11 protein-coding genes and 1 CRISPR repeat array are annotated in these 13767 nt (G+C 60.3%); of the genes, 4 read left to right on the top strand and 7 right to left on the bottom strand.

Annotated features, from left to right (window positions below; genetic code table 11):
• Window positions 1–22: 22 nt before the first annotated feature.
• Window positions 23–890: a CRISPR direct-repeat array (repeat unit 28 nt; unit sequence TTTCTGAGCTGCCTATCCGGCAGTGAAC).
• Window positions 891–1051: 161 nt separating this feature from the next.
• The 7 genes from cas6f to HWX34_RS17560 all read right to left on the bottom strand — a co-directional run bounded on the left by cas6f (window position 1052) and on the right by HWX34_RS17560 (window position 10115).
• Entirely contained in the window at window positions 1052–1636 is a 585-nt protein-coding gene (gene cas6f, locus HWX34_RS17590; protein WP_178973471.1) for a type I-F CRISPR-associated endoribonuclease Cas6/Csy4, read from the bottom strand.
• On the bottom strand, window positions 1636–2658 hold the full coding sequence (csy3, locus tag HWX34_RS17585) for a type I-F CRISPR-associated protein Csy3 (RefSeq protein WP_178973470.1): 1023 nt from the start codon (window positions 2656–2658) through the stop codon (window positions 1636–1638). Before csy3 ends, cas6f begins: the two co-directional genes overlap by 1 nt.
• On the bottom strand, window positions 2655–3644 hold the full coding sequence (csy2, locus tag HWX34_RS17580) for a type I-F CRISPR-associated protein Csy2 (protein ID WP_178973469.1): 990 nt from the start codon (window positions 3642–3644) through the stop codon (window positions 2655–2657). The genes csy3 and csy2 overlap by 4 nt, the downstream gene beginning before the upstream one ends.
• Window positions 3641–4978 carry a type I-F CRISPR-associated protein Csy1 gene (csy1, locus tag HWX34_RS17575; RefSeq protein ID WP_178973468.1) on the bottom strand — a complete coding sequence of 446 codons (1338 nt, stop codon included), beginning with the start codon at window positions 4976–4978 and terminating at the stop codon, window positions 3641–3643. The genes csy2 and csy1 overlap by 4 nt, the downstream gene beginning before the upstream one ends.
• A gap of 154 nt (window positions 4979–5132) precedes the next feature.
• Window positions 5133–8495, bottom strand: a complete 3363-nt coding sequence (gene cas3f, locus HWX34_RS17570; RefSeq protein WP_178973467.1) for a type I-F CRISPR-associated helicase Cas3f — start codon at window positions 8493–8495, stop codon at window positions 5133–5135.
• Window positions 8492–9469, bottom strand: coding sequence for a type I-F CRISPR-associated endonuclease Cas1f (cas1f, locus tag HWX34_RS17565; protein ID WP_178973466.1), 978 nt, complete (start codon window positions 9467–9469; stop codon window positions 8492–8494). The genes cas3f and cas1f overlap by 4 nt, the downstream gene beginning before the upstream one ends.
• A 244-nt stretch (window positions 9470–9713) precedes the next feature.
• On the bottom strand, window positions 9714–10115 hold the full coding sequence (locus tag HWX34_RS17560) for a carboxymuconolactone decarboxylase family protein (protein ID WP_178973465.1): 402 nt from the start codon (window positions 10113–10115) through the stop codon (window positions 9714–9716).
• Window positions 10116–10296: 181 nt separating this feature from the next.
• On the opposite strand from HWX34_RS17560, the gene HWX34_RS17555 reads away from it, so the two are divergent.
• Genes HWX34_RS17555 through HWX34_RS17545 form a run of 4 tightly spaced genes read left to right on the top strand, consistent with a single transcriptional unit; the run spans window position 10297 to window position 13744 of the window.
• On the top strand, window positions 10297–10884 hold the full coding sequence (locus tag HWX34_RS17555; RefSeq protein ID WP_178973464.1) for an amino acid synthesis family protein: 588 nt from the start codon (window positions 10297–10299) through the stop codon (window positions 10882–10884).
• Window positions 10874–11713, top strand: a complete 840-nt coding sequence (locus HWX34_RS21120) for an alpha/beta fold hydrolase (protein WP_218645238.1) — start codon at window positions 10874–10876, stop codon at window positions 11711–11713. The genes HWX34_RS17555 and HWX34_RS21120 overlap by 11 nt, the downstream gene beginning before the upstream one ends.
• A 6-nt stretch (window positions 11714–11719) precedes the next feature.
• Window positions 11720–12652, top strand: a complete 933-nt coding sequence (locus HWX34_RS21115) for a flavin reductase (protein ID WP_218645237.1) — start codon at window positions 11720–11722, stop codon at window positions 12650–12652.
• Window positions 12653–12706: 54 nt separating this feature from the next.
• Window positions 12707–13744, top strand: a complete 1038-nt coding sequence (locus tag HWX34_RS17545; RefSeq protein WP_178973463.1) for an LLM class flavin-dependent oxidoreductase — start codon at window positions 12707–12709, stop codon at window positions 13742–13744.
• Window positions 13745–13767 lie beyond the last annotated feature (23 nt).

Below are 13767 nucleotides of genomic sequence, written 5' to 3'. Positions count from 1 at the left end.
TTAGGAAGCCAAAAGACGATGTTTTCTGAGCTGCCTATCTGGCAGTGAACACCTCGAAACCATCCTGCTGCAACTGGATGAATTTCTGAGCTGCCTATCCGGCAGTGAACTCAATGAGGTGCAAGCGCAAGAGAAGTACCATTTTCTGAGCTGCCTATCCGGCAGTGAACTTCAACGGAGCCGGGCCGCGCGCGTGGGTAAATTTCTGAGCTGCCTATCCGGCAGTGAACATAACGAGTGAGGCCCATTCGCTTTGCCGCACTTTCTGAGCTGCCTATCCGGCAGTGAACATTGAGTCATTTGCTGATCAATAGTCGGCTTTTTTCTGAGCTGCCTATCCGGCAGTGAACGTCGAGGCATACCTTGCTCTTGCGCGGCACCATTTCTGAGCTGCCTATCCGGCAGTGAACTGCACCAACCTTTGATGCCGTGCTGTCTGACCTTTCTGAGCTGCCTATCCGGCAGTGAACGACAAACTTGCCCAAGACAAAGTATTGGAATTTTTCTGAGCTGCCTATCCGGCAGTGAACCAGCTTGCGAGTTGCGACCCGACTCAACAAATTTTCTGAGCTGCCTATCCGGCAGTGAACTTGGCGAGGATGTTCGCGTACCTGTTCAGTGTTTTCTGAGCTGCCTATCCGGCAGTGAACTTGAGCAAATGACCGCCGACGAGCTGTTCTGGTTTCTGAGCTGCCTATCCGGCAGTGAACGAGTCATGGCGACCCAAATAGAAACCCTGCAATTTCTGAGCTGCCTATCCGGCAGTGAACAAGTGCGCAGCAAGAAGCGCCTCGGCCAAATTTTTCTGAGCTGCCTATCCGGCAGTGAACTGGTTGACTGTACTGCCGGTTTTTACTGTTTGTTTCTGAGCTGCCTATCCGGCAGTGAACTAGACGCCATCTGGTGGGTTTGCTTGGCGGGTAAGGCCGGGGGCTATTTTAGCGGTGCAAACCCATTTTTGTCGCCTGGTGCTAACTGATTGATTTTTAAGGGTCGTGCTGGCGTATGAAAAAAAGGGTAGCAGCCGGTCCCTGGCCGCTACCCTTTGCTTTTACCAGCTGGGCAGGGTGGCGTTGCTGCTTAGCCCGTAGCTGTTGAATGTCCCGCTGGCTGGCTGGGTTGCCGCATGCTGGTGGATAAACAGCAAGAAGCGTTGGCCGGTGCTGCTGCTGTCCAGCGTGATGAAAGGCAGCGGCAGGCGTTGGGCTTTGCTGTCCGGAAGGCGGCGCAGTGCTTCGGCTGCGCTTACGCCGCAGCGACGGATCAGCCTGGCGCGTTCGCGGGCGGGGTTGCTTTTGGCTTGCCGCCGTTGTACGCGAATGGCCTGGGTGGTGGCGGGCACGGGGCGGATGTTGCCGATGAGTGCGTAGTCGGCAAAGCCGCTGGCCCAGTGGCTGGCCATCAGGCTGTCCAGTGCGGTGGCACTGCCGTGCAACCGCAGGGTTTGCCCCAGGCAGGGGGGCGTGCGCTTGTTGTCTTGTTGGCTGCCGGTGGTGTAGCCGGGAAAGCTGACGCCGATGTCGCTGCGTTGCTGAGCGCTCAGTGCGCGGTGCAGCTTGGCGTACAGGGCATTGAGCAATACCGCAGCGCTAAAGTCGGCATCCGGCAGCAGGCGGATATCCAGGTAGTGGTCCATCAGCCGGCCTCACCAAACACGCCGCCACGAATCAGGGTGGCGATGACAAAGTGCTGTTGCTCGGTGTCCGGTTTGCTGTCTTTCAGCACCCAGTTGTCCAGCAGGGTGTAGAAGTCCTGTTTTTGCTTGGGCTGGCGGTAGGCTTTGCCCTGGGTGGTGACGGAGCCGTAGGGTTCGATGGCAATGGGACCGTTGTCAGCTGCTTCCGGATACCAGGTGTCGATGGTACGTAGCGCGTTGCCGATTTTCTGTGAATGGATGGCGGCGATGCGGGCATCACCTTGTTGCACCAGGTAGAGGGTTTTGCTTTTGTCACCACGGCCACGGTCCAGAATTAATTCCTGGCTGGGGAATACTTCCTGGCCGTTGCCGCTGCGCACATAGGCGTCGATGTGCAGCAGTACGTGCTGGCTGCCGGCCAGCCCTTCGGCAATCAAGGCCCCCAGGCTGTCGACTTGTTCATTACGCTCCAGGCTGCGCAGGCTGAGGGCAAGGGCGTCAAATTGCCAGTGACGCACGGCCTTGCCGTCTTGCCATTGGGCAATGTGGATTGCCACTTGCTCGGCCCCTACGCGGTTGCGCCACAAAAAGCGGCCATTGGCCAGGTTGGTGGCGTAACGGCGAGCCAGTTCGCCAAAGCCGTGTTCCTGACGGTAGCCATCTATGGTTTGCAGCAGCTTGCTGCGGTAGTCGGCCTTGTTGCAGGCCGACGGTTCGCCCACGCCAGCCAGCACGCGCAGGGTGAAGCTGACTTTCAGGGTGTCGGCATTGTGGGGCAGGGTGGCCACGTCCACGGTTTGCAGATTGGGGTTTTCGATCATGGCATCCAGCTTGAGCGGGTCCTGATCCTTGGTTTTCAGGTGGTTGGAGATGGTGCCGCGTACCGATTTTTCCCGTACTTCCACATGGGGCCAGCGCTGGCTTGCTGCGCGTTCTTCCCATGGTCCGGCATAAAACAGGGCATCGGACGGGTCCAGTTTGCGTTCGAAAGCGAGGACGGAGGCGTTTTCCAGTTTGCTCATGCGGGTTCTCCCAAAATGGCGGGTGCGGTAGGACGGGTGGCGGGGTAGTCGTTGTGGCAGCGGTATACGCCGTTGCTGGCGTCATGGCCGGGGTACCACAGCAGTTGTCGGTAGTCGGTGAGGCGGTGCGGGCTGAGCCATTCGCCCAGCGCATACAGGCTTTCGACAAAACACACCGGGGTGGTTTCGTCACGGCAATGGGCTACGCTGCCGGGCGGGTACAGTGGTGACAGGGCTCCGTAGCCCACTGGCAGCGGCACAATCCAGCCGTGGCCTTGTTGGCGTGAGTGTTGCCAGCTTATCTGGCCCTGCTCATCGGCTACCGGGTAATGATTCAGGCGGCATTGGTCCAGCCAGGCGTCCAGTCGGCTGTTGTCGGCGACCTGGGCGGATGGCGGCTGGGGCGGCAGCAGGTCGTCGCGGGCTACCAGTGCATAGCCGGGCATCAGCCAGCGGCGCAGTTGGCGGAACTGGCGTTGTTGATCTTCAGTATTTTCTGGCAGATGGGTGAGCCAGGGCTGCCAGCGGCCATGGCCGGGCAGGATGCTGCCGCCCGCCACGCGCAAGGTGTGCAGGCACTGCTGGATGGTGCCAGCCAGTTGGTCCAGCGTGGGCTGGCTGGCGCTGCTGAGGGTGTCTCCCAGTGCCAGGCCGAATACCAGAGACAGCTCCAGGTGAATGCGGCCTTCTTCCACAATGGCGGCGGTGCTGCCGTCTTTGCTCAGCGGGTTGCGGCTGAGGTTGAAACGCTGGGTGTAATCGCCATTGGTTTGGGCCTGATAGTGGTGGTTGATGATGCCCACGCCAATCATGTCCAGGTCCAGTTCCGGCCCCAGTTTGCGCCGCAACGCGGTCATCAGGCCGGTGAAGGCGGTGGGGCCGGGGTGGCCCCAGCTGTGCGGCCCGCTGATGGCGTTGGCGTTTTGCACGCGCAGGTGCGGAATGTGCAGCAGGGCGTTGATGTCGGGCAGGCGGGTTTGCGTCATGCCGGTGCTCCTTGTTGCAGGCGGTCCAGCTGGCTTTGCCAGCCAGCGTCCTGGGCAAGCTGGCGGCGCCAGAAGTCGAATTCTGCTTCGGCCAGGTGCAGGTTTTTGCCTTCCAGGCGGCTGTTCAGCCACAGGGCAAAGCCTTCGGCCAGCTGTTGTGGCCAGTCCTGCCATTGGAATTGCAGATTGAAGTCCGCATCCTGCTCGGCGCGGTAGGGGTCCAGCCAGCATTGCTGGTTCAGGGGAAGCTTGCAGTCGGGGTGGTCAGTCCAGCCGGGGGGCAGGCTGTTGCTGTAGGCGGCACCAAATTGCAATAGCTCGCCAAACAGCTCGGCCAGGTAGTTTTCCCGCCGCTGCCTGATGTGAATGGTGTTGTGTTCCGGCTTGAGCTTGCCCAGGAACTGGCCAAACTCGCGTAGCAGGCTGCGCACGGCCTTGCGCTGGCCAAAGCGCCGGAAGGCGTTGTCCAGATGGTAAAGCGGCTGGGTTTCGCTGCTGTCCCATTGTGGTGGCAGGCTGGCCAGCAGGTAGTTGCTGCCACGGCGTTCGCTATTGAGCTGCGAGATGTTTTGCGGCTTGGTGCCGCCTTTTTTCTCTTCTGCCAGTTGCGGGTAGTCGTGGTAGCCATGCGGATGGTGGTTGCCGTCGCGCCGTGCCTGTCGTGCCGCCTTGGCTGCATCGCCAAAGCGGTGTTCCTGAATGCGGCCATACAGCCAATGGCTGAGCGCGCTGGAGTTGAGGATGGACAGCAGGTGGTAATGGCTGTCGTCAGTGGCGTCGGCTGGAAAGTCGTCTGGTGACACCGGCCAGTAGATTTGTTTGGCCAGCGTGTGGGAGGCCGGGCCGCCAGCTGCTTCGGTAATGCTGCAAAAGGCTGCACGCCACTGGCTGGCGACGGTGCTGTCGTGATGCAGGGCTTGCAACAGATCGGCATCGTCTGCTTGCTGCATCTGCAACAGCGTTTGGCCCTGGTATTCCAGCTTGAGAAATTTATAGACATCCAGCGCGGCGGCATTGCCCACCACGTCACTGGCAAAGTCACTCAGGCAATGGGTGCCGATTTCCTGGCGTTGCGGCAGGCTGTCTGGCGGGGCATGCAGGCTGCTACCACGCGCGTCCGGATGGGTGGCTTTTTGCGGGTGGGTCACCAGTTGCAGCTGGGACACGCGACGGGCGGCATCGGCCAGCCAGCTGTGGGGCTGGTATTGTGCGGTGAGTTCGCTGCGTTTGGGGTCGTCGGGGGAGAGTTTGTCCAGCTTGTCGTTAAGACGGCTAGCAATAAATGCAGCAATCAATTGCTGTAAGGCCAGACTACGCGGGGTTGCTTGCTCCATATCCTCCACCTGTTGGTTATGACGGATAAGCCTGTATTGCTGGTGATGTCTTTGGCATTGCGGGTTGAAGCTATCACTCGAATGACATGTTCTCAAGCGGGATAGGTCTGTATGAAGACAGGATTTGATGTGGATTAATGCCACAGCTAGCCTGCTAACTATCCGAATCTGCTGAGCGTAAACGGCCAAACCCCAGTGCTGGATGAAACAGCCACTGCTGATTGCCCTCTTTATTCACACGCGCACGCAGCCTGCCGTAGCGGCGTGCGCAGTCTTCCTGCGACATGTCCAGCGCGTTGGCCAGTTGTTCCAGCTCAGCCAGATAATGACGGCTGCCCCAGGGGCGGATGCCGGTGCCGCCCAGCAGGGTGCTATCGGCAAGGTGGTGTAGCAGGTGATCGCTTTTCAGCCAGTCGATCTGGCCGCGCTGCTGGCATTGTTCCAGGCGCAACAGGCTGAGGCCACTGGCGCTGTCTTCATCCGGTAGCAATGCCAGTTCCCATTCGTCGCCATGGCTCATACGGAAGGGCTGCTTGCGTTGCAGGGCGGCATGCAGCATGGCGTGCGGCCATTGCCAGCAGGTGGCGGCGCAGAGTTTTGCTTCGCCAGTGCTGTTGCGGCGTATCCCCGGTTTGTGAGTCTGGTTGAGGTCGACTTGCAGGCGGTGGTGTTCCAGGTCTATCAGGCTGCCGCGCGGGCGCTGCTCTGCCTCCGGGCGTGCCAGCAGGCGTGGGCGGGAGTCCAGGTGCTGGTATTCGTCGGCGCGCAGCAAAATGCCCAGGTCGGTTTCATCCAGGGGGAAGTCCTGGTTTTCAAAGCCGGGGCGACAATAGGCTGGTTTCTTTCCCTGCCAGGCGGCCAGGTTGTATTGCAATATCAGCAGATTGCATACGCTCCACGGCTGTGGCCAGTGGCGGCGTACCCGGCCTGCCAGCTGGATGAGCGAGCGCATGGAGGAGGGTTCGGCAATCGCCCAGTTGTAGCAGTGGTCGCGGCCTACTTCGCTGACCGGGGAGGACAGCACGATGAATACGTGGTCGGTCGCCGGGCTGCCATCCAGTCGGCGGCGAATGTCCGGCAGGCTGAACAGTGCTTGCGGGTCGTGCCGGGTGAGGGCGGCGTCCAGCTGGCGTTCAATGGCGGAGCGCAGCAGCAGGGGGTATTGCGCGTGGTAGACGCAAAGATGCAGCTGCACGTCAGCGGGGGCGTTCTGCCGGAACAGGGCCTGCGCCAGCGGGATGATGTCGTCCAGGTGCGCCAGACGAATCAGCCCGATGCTGACCCGCTTGCCGCTGCCGGGGTCGGTATCGTGGTTATGGCGGTGTAATTGCAGCGCGTGTTGCCCGAGCAGGCTGGCCAGGGGCGCGGCCATGTCGCAGTGCTGACGCGGAATACCGGTCAGCGGCAAAAGCGCTGCGCGGCGTCGTACCGCTTGGCCTGCCAGCCAATTGGCACGGTTGGCAGCAAACTGCTGATGACTTGCTGCAAAACTGGCGCTGTCCGGGCAGTCTGTGGCGTGGCAGCTTTGCTCATCCACCCACAGGCAGCAAATATTCAGCAGCTGGCCGGGCTGGCCTCGGTGTTGCTGATACTGGCGGCGTCCGGCCAGATAGGCATCAAACAGGCATTGCACCAGGGCCGGGGGCAGGGTGGCGGAGGACAGCAGCACCCGGCTGCCCAGCAGGCCGGCCCAGTAAACCAGCCGGGTGAGCGCAGGCAGGTCTTCCACCGAAAAATCATCCGGTTCGTCCAGTACCAGGTCGGAGCTCATCAGCCGCAGCATGGGGGCGATTTGTCGCCCGCCACGGGTGGCTTCGGTGGCCGGGGTAAGGTGGTCGATGGTGCACACCAATACCGGAGCGGCCAGCAGGGCGTTGAATTGCGGGTCGTGGCTGAGCTGCTGTAATAACGGGTGATCGGCCTGGCCATCAAACAGCACCGGGCTTTCTTCATCCAGCAGGGCTTGGGCCGAAGCCGAGCCATTGGCTTCTGCCTGCCTCGCTTGCTGTTCAAATAATTCACGGCTGGCGCTGCCGCCAACGCGGATGGCCAGTTGATCGCTGCCCAGTTGCAGTCGTTCGCGGAAGGCCTGGCCGGTTTGCAAGGTGAGCGTGCGTAAACCCAGTGCAAAGGCACAGCGCATGCCGCGGCCAGGCGTGGCCAGCGCGTACATGATGCGGGCATTGCCCAGTGTTTTGCCGCAGCAGGTGGAGGCCAAGTTGACGATGAATGCGCCTTGGCTGGCCGCGCGCTCGCGCAGGCTGCTGGCCAGGTCATGGGCTTTGTTTTGCCAGGCAAAGCGTGTATCGGTGCTGCGCTTTTGCAAGGCCCGGCAGCGTCCCAGCGCGGGCAGGGCGCGTGCGAGGTCGGGTAAGGCTGCGGCGGCATGCAAGGCATGGCGGGCCACGCCGGTCAGGTGTTCCGGCAGGGTCTGGTTGAAGCGGCGGCTGGTTCCGGCGGGTAAGGATGGGTCGCGGCGCAGGGTGTTGGCAAAGGCAATCTTTTTTTCCTGCCCGCTCTGCCAGCTTTGTTTGACGGTTTGGCTGGAAAAATGGTGGTCGGCCAGCATCAGGGTGAGGCGTGCCAAGTGCAGCGGGTACACCTGGTCCAGCCAGATGGTGCCAGTTACTCTGGCAGCCAGCTGCCCGGCCAGTTTGGCCACCCGTGCACACCATGTGCTGTCGTCACAGGGCAGTCCATGGGGAAACTGCCAATACGGCGCGGCTTCGGCTTGGGTAACCGGACCGCAAGGATGGTTCCAGTCGTGGTCCATCGCCTGCAGACCAGTGCTTAGCTGGCTGGCGGTAATGGGCTCGGTGTCGGTCAGCGGCAGGCGGTGGTGGCTGAGTACCAGCCAGGCAATGGCCGCTGCCAGCGGTGGTAATGCGCCCGCTTGAAACGGTTTCTTGTCTGTAGCACCTGGGTCAAGGCCATCGCGCAATCCGGCTTGTTGCAAGCAGTCTTTCCAGACGGCTGTTGTCATCTGTGCAGGGTCTTGCAGGCGTGCCAGCCAGCCTGCGTCGTCGTCTCTGCCGACAAAACCCTGCAGCAGGCGCAAGGACACCCATTCATGCCGGTAGAGATTGGCGGGCTGAGGCTTGTCACTGCGCAGCCGTTGCTGAAAGGCCTGACAGGCTTTGCCCAGGTCGTGCAACAACGCTGCCAGCCCGGCCAGCAGCCGGATGTCCTCGCCACTGAGCCAATCGTTTTCGTCCTGGCTGCGCAGTACATCATGCTGTGTAGTGTTGGTGGGGGTGTTGCCTTGGGCATTGAAGCGACGGGCATCACCCACAATCCACAGCAATTCGGCGTGGTCGCGGCCACGCAGCCAATGGCAGGCCACGGCGGTATTCTTGCGCGCCGTTTTGCGCAGCAAGCGGTGCAAGGTGTCCAGCCCGGCCTGGGTGATGGGGGTTTGCCAGCTGCGCTCGCCCTTGCGTTCGGCAAACTGGTCCAGGATGCGGCGAGTTTCGGTCAGCGCGCGTTTGTCACATTGGGAAATCAGCAGGATATTCATGTGCTGGCGCGGCCTTGTGTTTCGGCAATGGTTTTCAGTTGATCCATCATGAAATCCAGTGCCTCGCTACGCAGTAGCTGTTCGATACAGCATTGGCGAAAGGTTTGTTCATCATCGCCACGCATGGCGCTGACAAAGGCCTGCGGCAGGATGATGGCGTCCTTGACCAGATCTGCCGCGTCAAACACCAGGCCGCCACGACGGGTTTTGCCATGCAGGATGGCCAGGCCATGCGGCAAGCCCAGCACCCAGGTGGCGGTGGCACCCAGGCCATAGGCCAGATAATTGCCATGGTCGAGAAAACGGTTGGCCGGGTCGCTGCCACTGCCGCGTTTGGCACGGGTGAAGTCGCCATAGCTGGCGGCTTGTGCGGCCAGGCGGAACAGCAGTTTGGACAGGCGGGCTTCTTCTGTCAGCAGGCCGGTGTGGTCCATCGCATGGGTGATGGCTTGTGCCGAGGCTTGCAGGGCCTCGCTCAGGTGGTTTTCATCAATGACAAAACCGGCTTCGCGCAGCTGACGGTTGCCCGTCCATTGCTGGTGGATGCGTTTCAGCCTGGCCTGTTGCAGCTGTTTGGCGGCAGCCAGCCGTTTGGGTTCGTCAAACCAGAAGCCCACCCAGTACTGCAAGTATTCGGTTGGCCGGTATTCGGATTGCGGTGATTGCCAGGCGATTTCCAGTTCGCGCTCCCCGGCAGTAAACAGCGGCGTGCCGCCACCGCCGCAGAAGCCCACCATCACGCCCGCCTTGGCCAGTTCGCGCATGGCAGCCTGGGTGATGGAGGTGCCGGTACCCAGTAGCAAGGTGGTGGTGTTGGCAATGGGAATATTCCAGTACAGCGACTGTTTGCCTTGCTCGGTCACGTATTCCAGCCGGCCACCATTTACCAGCACACGGCAGTGTTCCAGGTAATACAGATGAGCGCGTTTCGAGTGCAGGATGGTTTTGAGGTCGGACGGTGAAATGTCATCCATGACGACGCCTCGCTTCACAGGATAAAGACAATGTGCAGCACATTATGCCATTTGGCATGCTGAGGTCATGGGTTGAGTGTATATGTCCTGGATGGAGGGGCTGGATGCGTCACCGTGCGCTGCGCTTCATGTGACGGAGGATAGCCCGGCGATCATTGCGCGGGCGCTGGTGTGAGAAGGGCCTTGCCAGGCAAAGCCCTTCGTCATGATTGCTGGCGCACCGGTTTGATCGGAGCCTGGAGACCTAAGCCTGGGTCGAGGAGGTTTGGCTTGATCCGGTTTCGGCAAATACTTCCCGTGCAATCCGCATGGCGTCCACGGCGGCAGGGACGCCGCAGTAGATGGCAATTTGCAGGATGGCTTCTACCACTTCTTCCTTACTGCAACCGTTGTTCAGCGCGCCACGCACATGCAGTTTCAGCTCGTGCGGGCGGTTGAGTGCGGCAATCATGCCCAGGTTGATCAGGCTGCGTGTCTTGCGCGGCAGTCCTTCGCGCGCCCATACCGTGCCCCAGCAGTATTCCGTCACCAACTGCTGTAGTGGCATGCTCAGTTCATCGGCATTGCTCAGTGCCTGATTGACGTAATCCTCACCCAGTACGGCCTTGCGGATGCTCAGGCCTTGCTCGAATGTTTCCTTGCTCATTTGCTGCTCCTTCTTGCTGTTGATGGAAGTCAATGCACTGCGCTGGTGCCGGTGTGTCTTTTTTTGTTTGTCCGATGGTATACCATCATACAAATATCTTGCGATTGATTTTTTCTTGGTATACCGTAATACCATCATATTGATTGATGGCCATCGCAGCCAGACAAAAGGAGACAGAAAGATGGATGCCGGTATTCGCAAGGTGGTGACTTATGTTGAGGAAACGCTGGTTGAAGGAGGGAAGACGGCAGCCGTGCCCTTGAAGATGTTTGCGGCAGCGGTGGTTCTGAAAAATCCGTGGTACGGGCGTGGCTTTGTTGAGGACCTGAAGCCGGAAATTCACGCCATTGCGCCAGTGCTGGGTGAATTGCTGACGGCCGAAATCCTGCGCATGGCCGGTTCCGGTGCGGTGATCGAGGGCTATGGCAAGGCTGCGGTAGTGGGGACCGGCGGCGAAATCGAACATGCGTCGGCGCTGATTCACACCCTGCGCTTTGGCAATTTCTATCGCAAGGCGGTAGGGGCCAAGAGCTACCTCAGCTTCACCAATGTACGTGGCGGTCCCAATTGCGCCATTTCCATTCCGATGATGCACAAGGATGACGAAGGAATGCGCTCGCATTATCTGACCATCCAGTTCTCCATCAACGACGCACCCGCTGCCGATGAGATTGTCGTGGCACTGGGCGCCTCCATCGGTGGTCGTCCGCACCATCGCATCGGCGACCGCTATCAGGACCTCAAGGAGCTTGGCAGCAATGAAGCCTGATCATGCTCCGCTGACTTCAGGAACGGTTGACGGCACGGCATTCAGTGTTTATGGCGCGGGCGAGCCACTGGTGCTGGTGCACGGTGTGGGGATGGGCAAGGAAATCTGGATGCCGCAGATTGCCGCGTTCAGCCGGGATTATCAGGTGATTGTCTACGACATGCTGGGTCATGGCGGCAGTGCATTGCCCGCGGCGGATGTCACCTTGCGGGATTACGCAGACCAGCTGGCTGGCTTGCTGAACCACCTGGGCATGACGGCTGCCAATGTGGTGGGCCACTCGATGGGCGCGCTGGTGGCGCTGGAGTTTGCCTTGGCCTATCCGCAGCGGGTGCTGCGCGTGGCGGCCTTGAATGCGGTGTTCATGCGTACGGCAGCGCAGCGTGCTGCCGTACTGGAGCGTGCGGCAGCACTGGCGCATACCGGGGTGAGTGCCACGGTGGATTCCACGCTGGACCGCTGGTTTGGCCAGCCGGTGCCGGCCGAGCTGGAGCAGTCGGCCAGCATGGTGAAGCACTTTCTGAATACGGTGAATCCGCAAGGTTATGCGCGCACTTACCAGCTGTTTGCCAGTTCGGATGCGGTGCATGCGGAGGGGCTGCCCTCGCTGGCCATGCCGGCATTGTTCATGACTGGCGAATGTGACCCGAACTCCAGCCCGGAAATGTCACGTGCCATGGCCGCGCTGGCACCGCAGGGGCAGCTGGATATCGTGGCGGCAGAGCGCCACATGATGAATGTCACCGCCCCGGACAGGGTTAACCGGCGGCTGCGCATTTTCCTGGAAACCACCCGCGTAGGAATGACTGACGGTCATTCGCAGGAGTGAAGAATCATGTCGAACACGATTGATGTAATGGAATTTCGCAAGGCCCTGGGTGCATTTGTCACCGGGGTGACGGTGGTCAGCACCCGGCAAGAAGATGGCACGCCACGCGGCTTTACCGCCAACTCGTTTACTTCGGTATCGCTGGACCCGGCGCTGGTGCTGATTTGCATTGGCAAGTCTGCTGCCAGTTACCCGGTGTTTTCTGCCGCTGCACATTTCTCCATCAGTATTCTGGCGGAAAATCAGAACCCGGTTTCCAGCCTGTTTGCCTCCAAGGCTGCGGACAAATTCGAGCAAGTGGCCTGGCATCAGGGGCGGACAGGTAGTCCTATCATTGATGGCGTGGCTGCCTGGTTTGATTGTGAAACCCATCAAGTGGTGGAAGCAGGCGACCACATCATTCTGATTGGCCGCGTGGTGGACTTTGCCAATACCAGCGCCAGCCCGCTGGGGTATGGGCGCGGCGCTTACCTTACCTTCAGCCTGTCGCAAGATGCGCTGGCCGCCGCCGGGCCACGTGCCCGGGTGGGGGCCATCCTGGAGTGCCAGGGCGGGGTGGTGCTGCTGAAAACGGACAAGGGTTACACGCTGCCCAGTGGCACACGGCTGGAACCGGCATCCGATGCCAACAGCCTGCGTGGCGTACTGGCGCGGCTGGGGCTGGATGCCCAGCTGGACTTCCTGTTTGCGGTATACGAAAACGGCACGGACGACGCGGCGGGTGTCAATGTGTTCTACCGGGGCCGTGTATCAGGAGACTTGCCTTCCGCTAGTGGATTGCAGTTGCTGGCACTGGACAGCATTCCATGGGAGCAACTGGCGGATGAGGCGGAGCGGGCCATGCTGCAGCGCTTTGTGCGCGAGCGCACCGAAGACGCCTTCGGCATTTACATGGGAGATGCCCAGAGCGGTTCGGTCAAGTCGCTGGCACGGGTATGAGTCGTCGCAATAAAAAAATAGCTTCAATTCGAAAGCAATGAGGAGAGTGACATCATGAAGTTTTCGCTGTTTCTGCACATGGAGCGCTACGACGCTGCCAAGCCGCACAAAGCGTTGTTTGATGAAATGACCGCCCTGGTGCAAGTGGCCGAGGAAGGTGGGTTTGAAACCGCCTGGATTGGTGAACACCACGGCATGGAATTCACCATCGCCCCGAATCCCTTCGTTAACCTGGCCTATCTGGCCGCGAAAACCAGCAAGATCCGTCTGGGCACCGGTACGGTGGTGGCACCGTTCTGGCACCCCATCAAGCTGGCCGGTGAAATCGGCATGACCGACCTGGCCAGTAATGGCCGGCTGGATGTGGGTATCGCACGGGGTGCTTATTCTTTCGAATACGAACGCATGTTCCCGGGCCTGGATGCCTGGGGGGCCGGTGGCCGTTTGCGCGAGATGATTCCCTGCTTGCAACAATTGTTCGCCGGTGATTACGCCCATCAGGGTGAATACTGGAGCTTCCCCAAGACCACCCCTGTGCCGCGTCCGCTGCAACAGCCGCATCCGCCGCTGTGGGTGGCTGCGCGTGACCCCAATTCCCATGACTTTGCCGTGTCGCAAGGCTGCAATGTGCAAGTGACATCGCTGGCCGCCGGTGACGGAGAAGTGGCCAGCCTGATGGAGCGCTTTAATGCCGCCTGCGCCAATCACCCGGAAGTACCGCGTCCGCAAATCATGATGCTGATGCACACCTTTGTCGGCGAGAACGCGGCCGAGGTGGATGCTGGTGTGGATGACATGCGCCGCTTCTACTGCTGCTTCAGCAAGTGGTTCAAGAACGAAAAGCCCATCAATCAAGGCTTTATGGAGCCGCTGAACGACGAAGACCTGGCGATGTTCCCCAACTACGCGCCGGAGCTGATTCGCAACAATCTGGTGATTGGCACCCCAGAGGAAGTGATTGCGCGCCTGAAGGGCTACGAGGCGCTGGGCTATGACCAGTACAGCTTCTGGATCGACAGCCATATGGACTTCGAGCGCAAGCTCAAGTCGCTGGAACTGTTCATCAACCAGGTCATGCCGGCATTTGCCTGATTGGACGATTGCAAGGAGCCGTC

Source organism: Aquitalea sp. LB_tupeE, from assembly GCF_013391415.1.
Lineage (GTDB): Bacteria > Pseudomonadota > Gammaproteobacteria > Burkholderiales > Chromobacteriaceae > Aquitalea.
Note: the sequence above shows the minus strand (reverse complement) of the source record. Positions and strands in the feature narration are given on the sequence as shown.

Coding starts and splice junctions, on each gene's coding strand:
- HWX34_RS17545 (WP_178973463.1), top strand. CDS start 12,707: ATGAAGTTTTCGCTGTTTCTGCACATGGAGCGCTACGACGCTGCCAAG.
- HWX34_RS17560 (WP_178973465.1), bottom strand. CDS start 10,115: ATGAGCAAGGAAACATTCGAGCAAGGCCTGAGCATCCGCAAGGCCGTA.
- HWX34_RS21115 (WP_218645237.1), top strand. CDS start 11,720: ATGTCGAACACGATTGATGTAATGGAATTTCGCAAGGCCCTGGGTGCA.
- cas6f (WP_178973471.1), bottom strand. CDS start 1,636: ATGGACCACTACCTGGATATCCGCCTGCTGCCGGATGCCGACTTTAGC.
- cas3f (WP_178973467.1), bottom strand. CDS start 8,495: ATGAATATCCTGCTGATTTCCCAATGTGACAAACGCGCGCTGACCGAA.
- csy3 (WP_178973470.1), bottom strand. CDS start 2,658: ATGAGCAAACTGGAAAACGCCTCCGTCCTCGCTTTCGAACGCAAACTG.
- cas1f (WP_178973466.1), bottom strand. CDS start 9,469: ATGGATGACATTTCACCGTCCGACCTCAAAACCATCCTGCACTCGAAA.
- csy1 (WP_178973468.1), bottom strand. CDS start 4,978: ATGGAGCAAGCAACCCCGCGTAGTCTGGCCTTACAGCAATTGATTGCT.
- HWX34_RS21120 (WP_218645238.1), top strand. CDS start 10,874: ATGAAGCCTGATCATGCTCCGCTGACTTCAGGAACGGTTGACGGCACG.
- csy2 (WP_178973469.1), bottom strand. CDS start 3,644: ATGACGCAAACCCGCCTGCCCGACATCAACGCCCTGCTGCACATTCCG.
- HWX34_RS17555 (WP_178973464.1), top strand. CDS start 10,297: ATGGATGCCGGTATTCGCAAGGTGGTGACTTATGTTGAGGAAACGCTG.